Annotated in this window: 12 protein-coding genes; 6 read left to right on the plus strand and 6 right to left on the minus strand. The window is 50.5% G+C overall.

All coding sequences use genetic code 11. From position 1 onward, the window contains the following. The first annotated feature begins 89 nt into the window (after positions 1–89). The gene (locus tag Pla110_RS18980; RefSeq protein WP_144998128.1) at positions 90–2,363 is read left to right on the plus strand and encodes a hypothetical protein; all 2,274 of its coding nucleotides are present in this window, start codon (positions 90–92) and stop codon (positions 2,361–2,363) included. A 19-nt stretch (positions 2,364–2,382) separates the two neighbouring features. Here Pla110_RS18980 and Pla110_RS18985 read toward each other — a convergent pair whose 3' ends face one another. From Pla110_RS18985 to Pla110_RS18995, 3 genes are all read right to left on the minus strand, one after another. Continuing rightward, complete coding sequence (locus tag Pla110_RS18985; RefSeq protein ID WP_144998130.1) at positions 2,383–3,531, minus strand: 5-(carboxyamino)imidazole ribonucleotide synthase; 1,149 nt, start codon at positions 3,529–3,531, stop codon at positions 2,383–2,385. 125 nt (positions 3,532–3,656) lie between these two features. Further along, positions 3,657–4,154 carry a 5-(carboxyamino)imidazole ribonucleotide mutase gene (purE, locus tag Pla110_RS18990; RefSeq protein WP_144998132.1) on the minus strand — a complete coding sequence of 166 codons (498 nt, stop codon included), beginning with the start codon at positions 4,152–4,154 and terminating at the stop codon, positions 3,657–3,659. A 267-nt stretch (positions 4,155–4,421) separates the two neighbouring features. Beyond that, positions 4,422–5,435 carry a DUF1573 domain-containing protein gene (locus tag Pla110_RS18995; protein WP_144998134.1) on the minus strand — a complete coding sequence of 338 codons (1,014 nt, stop codon included), beginning with the start codon at positions 5,433–5,435 and terminating at the stop codon, positions 4,422–4,424. 836 nt (positions 5,436–6,271) lie between these two features. Between Pla110_RS18995 and Pla110_RS19000 the strand changes: the two genes are divergently transcribed. The 5 genes from Pla110_RS19000 to frr all read left to right on the plus strand — a co-directional run bounded on the left by Pla110_RS19000 (position 6,272) and on the right by frr (position 12,242). Continuing rightward, positions 6,272–8,362, plus strand: coding sequence for a thioredoxin-like domain-containing protein (locus tag Pla110_RS19000; RefSeq protein ID WP_231742618.1), 2,091 nt, complete (start codon positions 6,272–6,274; stop codon positions 8,360–8,362). Between the two features lie 337 nt (positions 8,363–8,699). Then, complete coding sequence (gene rpsB / locus Pla110_RS19005; RefSeq protein ID WP_144998138.1) at positions 8,700–9,440, plus strand: 30S ribosomal protein S2; 741 nt, start codon at positions 8,700–8,702, stop codon at positions 9,438–9,440. A gap of 401 nt (positions 9,441–9,841) precedes the next feature. Then, positions 9,842–10,675 (plus strand): translation elongation factor Ts, encoded by an 834-nt coding sequence (gene tsf, locus Pla110_RS19010; protein WP_144998140.1) that lies wholly within the window; start codon positions 9,842–9,844, stop codon positions 10,673–10,675. A 79-nt stretch (positions 10,676–10,754) separates the two neighbouring features. Beyond that, the gene (gene pyrH / locus Pla110_RS19015; protein ID WP_144998142.1) at positions 10,755–11,516 is read left to right on the plus strand and encodes a UMP kinase; all 762 of its coding nucleotides are present in this window, start codon (positions 10,755–10,757) and stop codon (positions 11,514–11,516) included. Between the two features lie 165 nt (positions 11,517–11,681). Further along, entirely contained in the window at positions 11,682–12,242 is a 561-nt protein-coding gene (frr, locus tag Pla110_RS19020; protein ID WP_144998144.1) for a ribosome recycling factor, read from the plus strand. A gap of 138 nt (positions 12,243–12,380) precedes the next feature. Here the strand turns inward: frr and Pla110_RS19025 are convergent, their stop codons facing one another. From Pla110_RS19025 to Pla110_RS19035, 3 genes are all read right to left on the minus strand, one after another. Then, positions 12,381–12,911 (minus strand): PTS sugar transporter subunit IIA, encoded by a 531-nt coding sequence (locus Pla110_RS19025; protein ID WP_144998146.1) that lies wholly within the window; start codon positions 12,909–12,911, stop codon positions 12,381–12,383. Between the two features lie 397 nt (positions 12,912–13,308). Further along, the gene (locus tag Pla110_RS19030) at positions 13,309–14,673 is read right to left on the minus strand and encodes a sigma-54-dependent transcriptional regulator (protein WP_144998148.1); all 1,365 of its coding nucleotides are present in this window, start codon (positions 14,671–14,673) and stop codon (positions 13,309–13,311) included. After that, positions 14,660–16,048: a two-component system sensor histidine kinase NtrB gene (locus tag Pla110_RS19035; protein WP_144998150.1), complete on the minus strand. Its 1,389-nt coding sequence runs from the start codon at positions 16,046–16,048 to the stop codon at positions 14,660–14,662. The genes Pla110_RS19030 and Pla110_RS19035 overlap by 14 nt, the downstream gene beginning before the upstream one ends. Positions 16,049–16,222: the final 174 nt, after the last annotated feature.

Here is a 16,222-nt window from a genome sequence, read left to right on the forward strand (position 1 = left end):
GACGGAGTTACACCGCGCTGCTTGACCCATTGCGACATCTTACTAATGATGGCGCCGCACGCGATTTTAAAGCGTCGCAGGATGATTCCATGACGACTGATACCACCAAAGTTGATTCCGAAACCGACAAAATGTTGGAACTGTCCGAGTCGGAACTCGAAGCCGCACTGGGTAGCCTGGGTCTACACGGCGAGCCTAAGGATCCGGCTGCAAAAGAAACTGTCGCCGCAGTAGCAAAACCAGCTTCTCCCGCCGCCGGGAAAAGCCTAACGCCTGCTCCCTCCAGCGAGAAAACGGCTCCAGCAAAGACTGCTGTATCGACCCCAGAAGTATCGATCCCGGAAGTGACAGCCCCAGAAGAAAAATCGACGGAAGTAACATCGGCGGAAGTCGCTGTCTCTACGGAGACTGATCCGGAAGAAACTGCTCCTGAAGTGGAGAAATCTCCTGTCACGGAAACTGAGGAAAAGGCAACTCCAACGGAATCAGAAACCGAGACTGTCTCTGCCAAGCCCGATAGTATTGTAGAACCCGATTCCGCTTCCGCTGCCACTGCAGATACCGATGCTACCGCACCGTCGAGCTCACTTATCGAAGAGCCTGTCAGAATAGTTGGGGAGAGTAACTCGCACGTCACGGGAGAAATTTCAGAGAAGCTGGAACAGACGATTAAAATGGCGCGCGGTGCGATCGAATCAGGCGAATTTGTCAGTGCTAGAAAACTACTGGATGAAGTCCCTGTAAACCGGCGTACCCCGGAAATCAACGAGTTGTACGAACAGTCCCAAGGAATGATGGAGTTCGACCAACTCTGGTTAAAAGCGAAGAAGTTCGTTCAGAAGGAAGAATACGTCGAAGCGGTCGAAACCCTGGAATCGATCCCTGAAGATTTACGCACCAAGCAGATGACGAACATGCTGAACGTCGCTCAGAATCAAGCGACTGTGACATTGGCGATTCGCGCGGCTAAAGAGAAACTCACCGAGTACCAATACAAATCTGCGATCGAAGTTCTCGAAGGAGTTCCTAAAGAACGGCGATCTGATGGTCTGATCGATATTCTACGAGACACCTACCGCATCACGCGGCGATTGGATGATCTTCGTCTCGAAGGAGAGTCCCGATTTCAAAAATCGATCATGGCCGCCACCATGGAACATCTCGATAGGGAAGAAAATGATTCTTTCGAGAAGGTCTTGGAAATCTATGAAGAAATCCTCACGCTTTGTCCCATTGATGAGGAAGCTCGCGACCGCGCCGAAAAAGCGACTAACTATCTGGAAATGGCAAAGCAGAGAGAGGAACTCGAAGAATACGCTCGACTGCATCTGGAAGAAAAACATTACCGCGATGCATTAGAATGTCTGCAGAAAATTCATCCGGACGTCCAGACTGGACCCATCCGGGAACAGGTAATGGAACTTGAAGGAATCATCGAAAGAATCGATGAACTGCGTATAGAGATCCTGCAGAATTTTGACGATTCAGAATTCTGTAACACGGCAGATTCTTTTGAAAAGCTCAAAGAGTTGCATGAAGGCGAATACGACCGTCTGCTGAAGGAAATCCTGGGGGGTGGACTGGAAGGAGCTTTGAATAAAGTCTTTCAGAAAGTCAAAGATTCGGATAAAGAGGACCCTTCGCTCGTTGCACTCCTCGACTACTTGATGAAAGCCATCAAACAGGAAGATTTCGAAGATCTGCTGGTCGATAGTGACGACACTCTATTGGACCATTATCCCGCTAGTGGAAATGGTCTCTATCAGAAACTGGTCAAGATTCTCTCCGCACTCACTGAAGAACCGGCCCGGTTTTCAATTCGATTTTCGTTATTAAAACGATATCGGCAACACCTGAAAGAAGCCGAACCCAACTTGACTGCCTGGGAAGAGATTCTTGAAGCGCTCGAACAATTTGAGCAATTGCAAACGATGCCGTGGAACCTGAAAGACCGCTGGCTGGAAAACGATCATACCAACATGATCGAAATGGCTGCGTTCCGCGTCGCTGACACAGCCAACTGTGCGTTACCCCAATGTGAAGATCGTTGGCAAAGACTAGTCAATGTAGCAGGTGCCCAACTCGGGTTTGACCATGCGGTCTCCCGCATCCTCTATAAGCAGATTGAAAATTACCTGAAACATGGATCCTGGAGCGGCAAAAAGATCTGCCTCATCACTCGACGCATGGCAATGGTTGCCGGACTCGGCGGTATCGGTTCCATTGTGATGCTGGAACTGGTGAAGATCAATTACGACATCTTTATCAAAGCGGGCGGGTTCTCCGCAGTACTGGCAGCATTTTTGCTCTTCCTGATCTGGGGAACCTTCTGCATTCTCGCTCACCGTTGGATTGAAGAGTAATACCGAAACTCTGCTTTGATTAACGATAACGAGCGGTGAGCAGTTCTCTCGCTTGAAGAACCCGTTCTGCAGCCACGGAGCCCGTCTCGGCCAGACAGGTCAGGTGGCCCATTTTGCGACCGGGCCTCGGCTCTTCTTTGCCATACAGATGAATTTTAACATCGGGGAATTGACGAGTAAATTCCACCCAGTCCGGTTCCCCCTGTTCCCATTCATCTCCGAGCAGGTTGACCATGGCGGCCGGTTGATGATGATTGAATTGCCCCAGAGGCAGCCCGGCAATCGCTCTCACCTGTTGTTCAAACTGGCACGTTTCACAAGCATCAATCGTCAGGTGACCAGAGTTGTGAGGACGAGGGGCCAATTCATTCACGAGCAATCGACCATCGCTGGTCACGAAAAACTCGATACAAAGAACACCGACAACATCGATTTCCGACATGACTGTCCGGGTAACCTCGATGGCCTGTTTGGCAATCGCATCGGATACCATCGCCGGCAGTACTGAGACATCGAGAATATGGTTTCGATGATCGTTTTGTATGGGCCCGCAGGCAGCAAAGTCGCCTTCTCTCCCCCGTGCCCCCACCACGGAGATTTCCATCTCGAAATCGACGAACTGTTCCAGTATGGATTCCTGCCCTTCGTATTCCGGCCAGAGAGTTTCAAGGTCGGTATCAGGCTGGATCAGCGTTTGGCCTTTGCCGTCGTAGCCCATCGTCGCCGTTTTCAGAACTGACGGTCGTCCCAGTTTCTGCACAGCCTGTTTTAAATCATCGAGTGAATGAACAGGCTCAAACTTAGGAACGGGGATTCCCATCGCCGCCAGCGAACTTTTTTCTCGATTTCGATTTTGAGAAAGATGCAGAATCTCCACACAGGGATCCACCCGCGTAAATTTCTGAGCGACATCCGTACTGGCGGCGGGAACGTTTTCGAATTCAAACGTGATCACGGAAACGGATTGGGCGAACTCTTCAATTGCGTTCAGATCGTCGTATTCAGCGACGAACTCACGATCTGCTACCTGAGCTGTGGGAGAGTTCTCGTCAGGGGAAAAGACATGGACGCCATATCCCAATCGCCGTGCCGCTATGGCAAACATGCGTCCCAATTGCCCACTGCCTAAGACACCTAATTTCGAACCTGGAGGAAAGTATTGTGTCATATGCTCGGTGGATGTGATCGATTAAAGGAATACGAGAAGGACAAACGCGGAAGACGATGCCAGCGGATAAATAACTTAGTACATAAACAACTCAATAAAGAGTTAAAACCTGGAGATCATCGCGACTATTTCAAAACAGAATTCTCCATGACTGTTTCCGTTTGCACCTGTTGGAACTCATGAAGTTTCTCACGTAGCTCAGGACGGCTGTTGGCTAGAATCCGAATGGCGAGTAGCGCACCGTTGATGGCTCCGGCGTCGCCGATGGCGAGTGTCCCGACTGGAACTCCACCCGGCATTTGCACGATCGATAGAAGCGAATCAAGTCCGTTCAACGCACGGCTTTTGACCGGAACTCCTAGAACGGGCAAGATTGTCTGAGAGGAGACCATTCCAGGCAGGTGAGCCGCACCGCCCGCGCCGGCGATGATCACTTCCAATCCACGCGGTTCAGCCTGTTCCGCGTATTCCGCCATCCATTGAGGAGTGCGGTGTGCGGAGACGACTCGGCATTCATGGGGAATCTCGAATTGGTCCAGAATTTCACTGGCCGGTTTCATCGTTTCCCAGTCAGACTTGCTTCCCATAATGATACCCACCAGTGGGGCACTCTTGTCAGTCATTGTTTACGATACCTTGTGTTAAGCTGGTGGAGTCTGCCTACCCGTCAGCCGTTTGGAACGGACTGTTTCAGAGGATTTATCTGCTCCCATCAGCTTGCCAACGGAAGTCGCATTGCCTGTCGAGATCGTCGTCAAAACGGCCCGGTAAGGCAAGCGTCAGCCTGAAAATTGCCCCTGGGAAGGTCCGATTCCAACAAAAAAACAGGGACGGTTGAACCGTCCCTGTTGAATCTCGATCGACTGGGTTCTGATCAAATTGCCCAGCGATTATTGTTTAGCCACAATTCGTCCGTAAGCGGTGAATTTGAGTGGCTCTTCGCGACCGGTGATTTTGATGGTGAACTCTTCTGAGAAGTTCCCATCTTCTTCCGATGGCGTAATCATGATTGGAACGATCTGCACTTTTTTGGCAGTCTCAGGCCGTTTTACTTTGAACATATCGCCCCGGCTTTCGCATTCGATACTTTCGATTTCGAAAGGGACTTTCCCTTTGATGATCAGGCTGGAGTTTTTGACTTGTCCAGGGAACAGGTTCCCGAGAGCAAGAGGAGCATTCGCCACCATCAAGTCAGACTCGATACTTGCTTCCACGAGGACAGGAACTTTAGGATTGTTACTGTCATCGGTGACAAGAATAACTTGATCGCGAAGAACTCCCAGAGGGGCATCTTCTTTGACGGTGACTTTCAAGTTGTAACGAATGTTGTATGCACTTCGAGACGTTTCAGTAGCTTCAGCTACGATGTACTTGTTATTGCTGATAATGTCTGTCACATGCCAGTCAGCGCGACCTGAGTATTGAATACTCAAATCCATCACCTTGGTTTCACCGTGGTCGACGGAACCAAAGTTAGCCCAACCCGGAGTCACCACCACGTCCGTACGAATGTACGCCCGGATCGGCAGGCGAACTTCTTTGTAGAATGGTTTATCAAACACGATGATCGCGTTGGAGTTTTTCTCGTGGGAGAACTTGTTCGTGTCCATCGCCACTTCAATGTAAGCAGATTCTCCACTTGGAATGGTGTCTTTCGACGGAGTAGCGCCGGTGCAACCACAAGTCGTTTTCACATGCGAGATGTGTACGGTTTCTTCGTAGTTGTTGGTGAATTTGAAACGGTAACGAGCTTCTGCACCGCGAGCGACGGTTCCAAAATCATGTTTGTGCTCGTCAAACATTTTCTCTGCCCAGCTTAATTCCTGTGCCGAAGCAACCCCGGAAAGGCAGACAAACAAGGCAATCGCCGGCACAAATCTAAGAATCATATTTTTCGTTGGCATAGTTCTATTTCTTCTGACGCACACTCAGTAGCGAGTTCTGAACGTGCAAGGCACTAAAGTGACCCAGTACGAGGTAAGTAAATTCAAACGGAAGAGACATGAAGATGATTCATGCCCGGGTAATCTGCACTTCAGCCATTACTGTTAAACCGAGGCGACGCAGTGTCTATTGAGAACTTTTCACATAGAATAACTGCAACCTGTATCCGGCCATTAATGTAAGCCCGAAGAAAAACGAACGCTCGACAGATATCCGTTCGAAGTTGATCTTTCTGGTTTTTTCCCTCGCTTGCGTCATGCAGGAATTAACCTAAAACCCCGGCGTCAGGACCCATTTTGATTTTTCAAATTTTCGTAGAGGTTGAATTCACTCCTCACAAAGCAGCCCACGCTTTGATTGCGAATTCCAGATACCACCCTCCTCCTCATATTATAGGAAGAAACGTACTTCTACGAAAACGAAATTCATTCGCTAATTTAAAAAAGTCAATGTTGATAACTTAGGATGAGTTTTATAATCGGTCAGGCTTTGGGTCGCCAGGGGTTGATCCCGGATCGCTCCATCATAGTATCCATCATCGAATTCTGAGTTTCCTACATTTGATTTACTCTGGCTCTCACGGCTGTTATAAACGAAATTAGATTCGTCCCACCGCTCTACGCGATACAATCCTTCCTAATACCCATCCTGCCTGCGCGCAATTGGAGACTATAGCATGCGTTACATCAAGTCTGCACGTTCGCGAAACTTTCCCGGTTATCGCAAGTGCGCTTCCTCGGGGGAGTCTGCATCCTCCTTGAGCCTCCCAATGTTGAATCCCAAAATGCACAAGCTCATGACCTGTTCTCTGATGACTGCCTTTTTCCTGCTTTGTTGCACCACCCTCAGCTGCGCTGCTCCCGAAACGGAATCGAAAGATAGCGAGCCTGACACCACTGCAGAGGCAGATGCGGAAAATCTCCCCGAGTATCCCCGTCCGGCAAAACTTCCTCTGTCGCCCAATCTTCTTGACATTCCCGACGGAGAATGGCTGAACACCTCCGGCCCTATCTCCATGGAGGATCTCCGCGGCAAGATAGTCATTTTCGACTTCTGGACTTATTGCTGTATCAACTGCATCCATGTGCTCCCGGATCTCGAGTATCTCGAAGAGAAATACCCGAACGAACTCGTCGTTATTGGTGTTCACTCGGCAAAATTTGATAACGAGAAGATTTCCGACAACATCCGCGAAGCGATCATGCGGTATGAAATCAAACACCCCGTATTAAACGACCGCGAGATGTCCATCTGGAGAAAGATCGGCGTACGTGCATGGCCCACGCTGGTCTTGATCGATGCCGAGGGCAATGCCTGCCTGCTCGCTTCGGGTGAGGGAAATCGAGAATTGATGGATAAATTCGTGGGCGAATTGATCGAATACCACGATGCCCGCGATCAACTGGACCGCACGCCGATCGACTTCGATCTTGAGCGGGAAAAGCAACCGGTCACTCCGCTGAAATACCCCGGAAAACTGCTGGTTGACGAGCAAAACGACCGCCTGTTCATTTCAGACAGCAACCATAACCGAATCGTCATCTCTTCTCTGGACGGTAAATTGATCGATGTCATCGGTTCCGGAGGATTGGGAACGAAAGACGGTGGGTATGCCGAAGCGACGTTTGATCATGCCCAGGGTATGGCCCTGCACGAGGACATTCTTTATATCGCAGACACAGAAAACCACTTGATTCGAGCAGTCGATCTCAAACAAAAACAAGTGAAGACTTTAATCGGTACCGGCGAGCAAGCTCGCTCTCGACAGCCTTCAGGAGAGATCAGCACCTTCGCCATCAACAGTCCATGGGCCTTGGAGGTCCATAACGGCACCCTGTTTATCGCCATGGCCGGTCCTCATCAGATCTGGCAACACGAAATTGGTTCCGACACGGTCTCTGTTTATGCCGGATCCGGTCGCGAAGATATTGTCGACGGATCCTTGAGTGAATCGGCACTTGCCCAGCCCTCTTCTTTAAAACTCCATAATGGCTTCCTGTATGTGGCCGATTCGGAGGGCTCTTCAATTCGGGAAGTCCCCACAGATCCGGGTGGGAAAGTACGCACGATCCTGGGAACTCACGACCTTGAGTTCGGACAGTCGCTCTTTGCCTTCGGAGACAAGGATGGCAAAGGAACCGAAGCCCGATTGCAACATCCTCTGGGACTGGCGTTCGCGGGAGACACTCTCTACGTCGCGGACAGTTACAACCATAAAATCAAGCAGGTCGAATTCGAAAAGGATAAGTCCGGTAATAATGTGGGAGTCGCCACCACCATTCTGGGTAGCGGTGACACCGGAACTTCTTTAGACCCGCTCGAACTGTCCGAACCCGCCGGTCTGGCCGTCATCGGGAACAACCTGTTGATCGCAGACACGAATAATCACCGTATCGTGAAATACGACCTCACCACCAAAGCTGCGAGTGAATTCGTCGTTGCAGGATTAACCTCTCCAAAATTACCCAAATCAGGTGATTCAGACGAAATTGCGGATTCGGACATCCAAACTCTCAAAGCGGTAACCATTCAGGTGGGTACCGAAGCTGAGATCCTGGTTCAGATCGCAATGCCTGAAGGGTATAAGTTAAACAAGCTTTACCCAGCGAACATTCAACTGGAATCGTCCAATACGCAGCTGTTCCAAGCTGACCAGCTGGGCAAACGGTTGAAACCTGAATTCGCTTCGGACACGGAACTGCGATTGGCTCTTCCTGTGGCTGCAGAGGCCGGAAAAGGGGATTTAACCCTGAAAATTCGCTTCGGATATTGTCGCGACGGAAAAGGAGGGCTCTGCAAAGTGAGCTCAATGGTCCTCAAACTCCCAGTCACGACAGAAGCTGGAAGTGATCAGAGGTCCATATCCATTCCGGTATCAGTTGAGTAATCTTGTCGGACAGCTGGGGAGTTGGCGGTTTCATATCCCTCCAATCCCCTGTGAATAAGGCTTTTTACAAATAAGCTTCACGGGGTCGTTTGACGGTTTCAGGCCGTTCCACTACCATGCCTTTCTCGCCCGATGACGGGCGAAATGCGCTGTAGATCTGCCTTTGGAGGCAGTTCTCATCTTTTTTTACCAGTTTCGTGATGGCATCAGTCAGAACGATCTCCAACAGACAGTGAGATTGTGCTGCCCCTATCGTCCACTTTTGAATCATTTTTTGACTCAATGAAGTGTTTGAAATAATCGGGGCGGGAGACAGCCAGAGCAGGAGAATTCCATTATGTCTGAGATTGTTGTTAAAGATATTCTTGAAGCGGGCGTCCACTACGGCCACAAAACCAGCCGCTGGAACCCCAAAATGCGTCCTTATATCTACGGACGCCGTAACCTGATTCATATCATCGACATTCGCGAAACGATCCGCGGAATTCTGCGGGCTCAAAAATACCTGCAGCGAGTCACGTCCCAGGGAAGCCTGGTCCTCTTCGTCGGAACAAAACGACAAGCATCCGATGCAGTCGCTCAGTGTGCTCAGGCTTGCGGAATGCCTTACGTTACCGAACGTTGGTTGGGTGGAACCCTGACGAACTTCCGGACGATTCGTGACCGCCTGAAACGGCTGGACGAGCTGGAAAGCATGCAGGAGTCTGGTGAAATTCACACTTACTCCAAAAAAATGCAGTCCACACTGATGCGGGAATACCGCAAAATCTACCGGAACCTGAACGGTATCCGCGACATGAACCGGTTGCCTGAAGCACTGGTCATCATCGATCCGAAAAAAGAGAAAAACGCCGTTCACGAAGCACACCTCATTGGTGCTAAAGTGGTTGGCCTGATTGATACCGACAGCGATCCGGACGAAGTCGATCTTCCGATTCCCGGCAACGACGACAGTATCCGCTCGATTAAACTGATCATGGACCATGTCACCAGCGTGATCAACAACAACAAAGAAGCGGCTTCGAAAGACGATCAGGCGGGTGCAGACAACGAACCCAAAGCTGTTCCGTCTCTCTAATGAAGTATGCCGTACAGCCCCTGTTAGAAGTCCCGATTTTAATTCGGAGCTTGCACACGACTCGACCCGCTCTGCGGGTCGAGGTTCTTATGGGCAGGCCACGCATCCGGACCATTGATCGGCGTGACTGAACGAGGCCCCTTTTCTCAAGGTGTCCTCGTCCCGGGCTATGGGGCTATGCATATCCGCTGGACTAGTGAGTGAACTCGATCGTTCCTTTCGCCGGTGGATTCGTCTGACTAACTGGAATTCTGGCAAAACAATAAAAAATCGAAGAGTTGAAAAAACCTTGCATCGGTTTCCCTGCTCTTCATCAATTTCAAATATTCAAAACAGAAAGTACTGATCGAGACAATCGACTCGAAAACAGTACGTCCCACCCCAAGAGGAGAAACTAGGCAATGGCCGATATTACCGCTGCCGCCGTAAAGGCGCTCCGTGAGATCACCGACCTCCCCATGATGACTTGCAAAAAGGCACTTGTGCAGGCAGAGGGCGACCAAGATAAAGCGATCGCAATCCTGAAAGAAGAAGTGGGCAAGGTCCGCGAAAAACGCGCTGACAACGCCACTGAAGAAGGATTCATCTTCAGTAAAGTCAACGACGATGGCAGTGCTGCTGTCATGGTGGAAGTTCTGTGCGAATCTGCTCCTGTTGCTACCGGCAAAGACCTGGCAGATTTCGGTGCTCAACTGACCGAACAGCTGATGAACGGCCCTGGAGCCGCCACTGCTGAAGAACTGCTGGCACAACCAGCACCGGGAACCGACCAGACCTTACAGGAAATCTTCGATTCGATCGTAAACAAGATTCGCGAAAAAATTATCGTCGGGCGTATTACCAAACAGGAAGGCCCTGTCGCTTCCTACGTCCATCACAATGGGAAGATCGCCGTGCTGTTCAAAGCATCGGGCGAAAAACTGAACATGGACGTAATGCGTGACGTCGCGATGCACATTGCGGCAATGAACCCGACTGTCTGCTCCGAATCCGATGTCGATCCAGCCGCAGTCAAAGAGTACCGTGCCCAGCTGACGGAAGAAGCAAAAGCATCAGGTAAACCGGAAAACATCATCGAAAAAATGGTTGATGGCCGGATGAAAAACTTTTATGTCGAACAGGGTGTCCTTGTGGCTCAGGCCTTTGCCAAGGACGATTCAAAAACGGTCAGCCAGGCGCTTGCCGAAGGCGGCTTGACCGCAGACTCCTTCACCCTCTGGGTGCTGGGGAACTGATAAAATCCCACATGATCTGGCCGGTTGACTTCAGCCGGCCTTTTTTTTGCTGGTTGCTTTTTAAGAGAAGAGCCCTTTTATGTCTGAAACTCCAGAAAAAACGTCCGTATTCAATCGTGCGCTGCTCAAGTTGAGCGGTGAAAGTTTTTGCCGCAGCGGCGAAAGCGGAATCAGCATGACGGCGGTTGCAGCACTGTCACAACAACTGAAACGGGCATATGAGACCGGCGTGCAGTTGGCGATCGTGACAGGTGGAGGCAACATCCTTCGCGGTAAAGAGTTCTCTGCCTTCAGCAAATCGATCAACGCTCCCACCGCTCATTACATGGGTATGCTGGCGACCGTCATCAACGGGCTGGCTCTTCAGGACGCACTCGAAAACATCGGTGTGCCGACTCGCCTTCAGACTGCGATTCGTATGGAAGGTGTTGCCGAACCCTTCATTCGACGTCGCTGTGTTCGCCACTTGGAAAAAGGTCGAGTCGTCATTCTGGCAGCGGGAACAGGGAGTCCCTTCGTCACCACCGACACAGCTGCGGCACTGCGAGCGCGTGAAATTGAAGCGGATATCGTGCTCAAAGCAACGAAAGTCGATGGCATCTACTCTGAAGATCCAATGAAGAATCCTCACGCGGTTCGGTATCCGTCAATTAAGTTTCAGGATGTGCTTTCGCAGAACCTGCAGGTCATGGATGCCCAGGCATTCCATCACTGTATGGAACACAAGATTCCAATTATCGTGTTTAACTATCAGAAAGACGGCAACCTCGACAGGGTGCTGGCCGGCGAGAAAATTGGAACACGCGTTGTTCCTAATGACGAACCCGCTTCCGCCAGTTAATTGATCTCACTGTGATCGGTTCTCTCCCCTGCTGATTGGAGTTCGGACGCTTCCTTTTGGTATGGGCAGAGAATAAACTGAACGACAGATAGGGGACTCACATCGGTGAGTTCACAACCTGATTGATAAATATCTGCTTACCAGCATCCCCGGAGGATTCATAACATGGAACGCGCTGAAATTATTTCCGATGCTGAGGACCGTATGAAAAAAGCATCGACGCATCTCCACGATCAATTGCAGGGCTTACGGACGGGGCGTGCCACGCCGGGCCTGATCGATTCGATCCGCGTCAATGTTTATGGTTCTCCCACGCCATTGAAACAGTGTGCGAACATTTCCGTTCCGGAACCCCAACAGATCGTCATCAAACCCTACGATCCGTCAGTAATCAGCGCAATCGTCAAAGCGATTCAGGCCAGTGACACGGGGCTCAGCCCCAACCCGGAAAGTCGCTTGATCCGCCTGAATGTTCCCCCTCTTTCAACGGAACGCCGCAAACAGCTGGTTGGCCGAGTGAAAGAACTGGCTGAAGAAGCCCGAATTTCGATTCGTAACATTCGTCGCGATGCTAACAAGCATGCGGATAACTCCCAGAAAGACAAAGTGCTTTCCGAGGACGAGTGCAACGACGTCAAAGACGAAATTCAGGAACTGACCAAAAAGTTTGAAGGTCAGGTCAATGAGACTGCCAGCGCTAAAGAGACTGAGGTAATGGAAGAGTAATCATTAACTCTCCGAATAGACCAAATAAAAACGACCGGTAGATACCGGTCGTTTTTTATGCGCTGCATCTAAGCATTTATAGCAATAGAAAACGTCTTAAAGCCGAAGACGTCATTCGTTCCCTGTCATTTTCACTTCTTAAACATGTCGATCAAGTTCAGCCAGAAAATCGTAAACCTCTTTGGCTGTCGTCGTGTGCATCAGTTGAAAGTTGGTCAAGCGGTTCTGTGAGAGGTTCATCAGGCGACCCAGAAACTCGGTATGCATCTCTCGTGCATCCCAGGGAGAGAGCGTCAAAATCACGAGACGCGTCGGGGTTTCTGTTCGACCGAATTGAAAACCTTCTGGAAAGATGCCTATGGCACCCGTGAAGTGATTCACATACGGTGTTCGCAAATGCGGGAAAGCAATTCCATGCCCGATGGCGGTCGAACCATGATTCTCCCGAACCAGTAGCCCTCTCACCATCTCTTCTGCATACTGGCGCCCGATCCGTTCCTCTCGGGAAAGGCGTTCCATCAGCAAACTGAGCACAGTTGACTTGCCACAGGCCTGCGGAAGGATTTCGATGCAGCTTGGTTTAAACACCGAAGTGAAGGGAAGCCAGGAAGATTCCTGGGTGTCAGAACGGTATTCGTCCTGAGTCAATTTGCGATTGGAATCCACCATGAGAGTTTCTCTTGATCGAAGTAAGGTCAAAGTGAAAAATCCTGTTTGAAGAACGAACGGATACAGGCTTCAACCAAACAATCTCATTTCCCTCAGCGGAAGTTTGGTAGCTTGATTGAGAACCCGTAGTCCGTTCAGGAGATTCCCTGTCAAAGCAATCGGCGTTCCATACGGTCCAAAGAGGATGTGACTTTGAGGCTTTTCATCACTTCTCCGTCAGGAATCCACAACGAAACAACAATAGAAGTCTGTTTTCGTCCTTCAGGGAATCTGGAAAAAAGATATCGAACCCTTTTCCTGAAAACACCGGAAACGTTGCCCCTGAGCTCTATACTGGATGCAATACCCTGCGGAATGTCTGCAACTCTCTGCAGAGAACCTCTGAGATCAGGATTGATTAATGCAGGCCATATCGGCTCATTTTGTAGTGGAGTGTCCGTACGCTGACCCCCAGCTTTTTCGCCGTTTGCTCTCGGTGGTAATCAGAGGCAACCAGCGCGGCGTTGATCGCCTGCTGTTCGGCCTCTTCAACGACTTCGGCCAGCGAGCGGATTGGATTTTTCCCAGCGGAAGAAGATTCGTTGAACTCACGCGGAAGATGTTCCACATAGATCAGTTCATGGGTGACCGTAACGACCAAGCGTTCCATGACGTTACGCAACTGCCGGACATTGCCTGGCCAACGGTGCGACGTTAATACGTACATCGCTTCCTCGCTGACTCGCTTGAGCTGTCGCCCGTGTCGCTCACAGAAATGCTGGAGGAAGTGCTCCACCAAAAGAGGAATGTCTTCCCGACGTTGCCGAAGAGCGGGGATTTGAATGGGAATAATATTCAGTCGGTAGTAGAGATCTTCGCGAACGGTCCCCTCTTCGATCAGTACTTGAATATCTTTGTTTGTCGCGGAAACGATGCGAGCATCCGACGTGAGCAGTTCCTCTCCGCCAACCCGGGAAAACTGTCCCGTTTCCAATACGCGCAACAGGTCGACCTGGCTTTTGGGGGGTATTTCTGTCACTTCATCCAGAAACAATGTTCCTCCGCGACTCTGTTCAAAGCAGCCCGGCTTCTTGCGGGATGCCCCCGTAAACGAGCCTTTTTCATGCCCAAACAGTTCGCTTTCCAGCAGCGATTCCGGCAAGGCTCCCAGATTTACGGCCACGAACGGACGAGCCGAACGGCTACTGAGATCGTGGAGTGCCCGAGCGATCAATTCCTTACCCGTTCCGCTTTCTCCCTGAATCAGAACAGTGGCATCGGTATCGGCAACCTGCCGCACCTGCTGGAAGACTTCCTGCATCGAAGCACAGTTTCCGATGATTCCCGATATCTCACCCGCACCCGCAAGCCGATCCTTCAACTCCTGGTTTTCCGTCTGGAGCCGATGATGATTAAATGCTTTGCGAACCTGCTGCCGAATCAGATTCAGGTCGACCGGTTTGATCACAAAGTCGAAGGCACCGCGGCGCATCGCTTCCACAGCCGTTTCAACAGTGCCATGAGCTGTTATCACGATCACTGTCGTTTCCGGTTTCAGTTCCAGAATCATCGAGAGCAGATCAAGGCCATCATGATTACCTGGCAACCGAACGTCTGCGATGACGATCTGGTAATGACGTTCTTTGAATTTCTGCAGCGCATCCTCGACGTCTTCCGCCGTCTGGATATGCCCGGCCTCCGCCTGCAATCCTTTTTCCAGGCCCGCGCGGATATTGGGTTCGTCGTCTACAATTAACAGGTTCAATCCGTCAGTCATATTCAGTCCGGGTCGTTTCTAAGTGGTTCATTTTCAGTGGTAAGCTGATTCGAAATGTTGTCCCACGTGGAGAACTTCGAAAATCGAGGGCACCATTGTGTTGGCGAATGATTTTCTCACATAAAGCCAATCCCATGCCAGTTCCCTGACTTTTCGTCGTAAAATAGGGATCGAAGATACGATCCTGCAAATCAACAGGGATTCCTGACCCGGTATCGCTGATTTCGATCCGCACGGAATCGGGCTCTGTCATGCGTGTCACCTCGACGGAAATGGTTCCCCCTTCCGGCATGGCTTCGATCGCATTCAGCAAGAGATTTAAGAGCACCTGCTCCAGACGAATACGATCCATCTCGACGGTCGGTATTGGCTCCGTGGAAAATTCGGTTTTCAAAGTGACCCCCTGCTGTTCCGCCTGAGGTCGAATCAGTTTGAGTTGCCGATCGAGTAACTCCTGCACTTCGACGTCATCGTAATGCAAATGGCCAACGGACGCAAAATCTCGGAAGTTTTCCAGCACGCCCCCCACGCGCATGACTTCTGTTTTTATCACGCCCAGCATTTCCTGAATGTCGTCGGAAGCATCGGATTGATCGAGTTGCTCTTCCAGAAGTTGTACATGGAGTGACAACGCCGCGAGTGGATTTTTAATTTCATGATGTAAGCCGGCAGCCAGATTTCCTAGACCCATGTATCGTTCCATGCGTCGCAACCGTTCATCGATCAGAACACGTTCGGTAACGTCCCTCAATTGAATGATATGACCGATGACTTGAAACTCTCGATTCTTCATCGGCTGACAGAACCCCCGCAAGGTACGAAGGGTTCCTTCCAACATTAAAGTAAAGTCGCGGGTCTCCTCAATGCTCTCTGGAAGCTGCATTTCCTGCCGATATTCTTCCAGCGCGATCTGCGAGGAAGCCTCATTCAACCGATGTCCAATGCCATCATCTTCCAGCTGCAAGAACTGTCGGCCACGCTCATTGATACTGGTGATTTCACCTTGCATGTCGGTCGTGATCACCGCCTGATCCATGCTACTGAGAATATCTGATGCCTGGGCCTTGATGTCTCGAAGTGATTCCAGAGAAGAGCGATATGCGCGCCAGAGAATCACTACAGCCAGGGCAGTCAGAATGACGTTGATCACGATGAGAATCGTCAAGCGAAACTGCCAACGCAGCTCCCCCATCAGTTCTTCGGCCGAGGCTGTCATATTGGGTGGCAGGTTTTTAATCAGCTCCTGGACTATGATTTGTTCTCGCTGAAAATCAACCATAATCCAGGCCGAGACGCCCAGCGCAGAAAGACTGAGAACCAGCAAACCAATGATGGCCAGCGCAGGAGTTTTACGTGTGGGATCCTGACGAATACGAAACATAACGAGGCTTTAGTTAAACTCCGAAAGCGATGTAGAAGAGACGATTTCGCTAATAAGTTTCCACTTGGAAAAATCGCGGTACCTGCCTTATACCCTTCAAACCAGCTTGGCGTAAACTAGCATCGGCCAAATTTAGAAGAGACCATCAGGACGATTTATCCGAGCTCTTTTTCT

Origin of the sequence: Polystyrenella longa (assembly GCF_007750395.1) — a bacterium.
Taxonomy (GTDB): Bacteria; Planctomycetota; Planctomycetia; order Planctomycetales; family Planctomycetaceae; genus Polystyrenella; species Polystyrenella longa.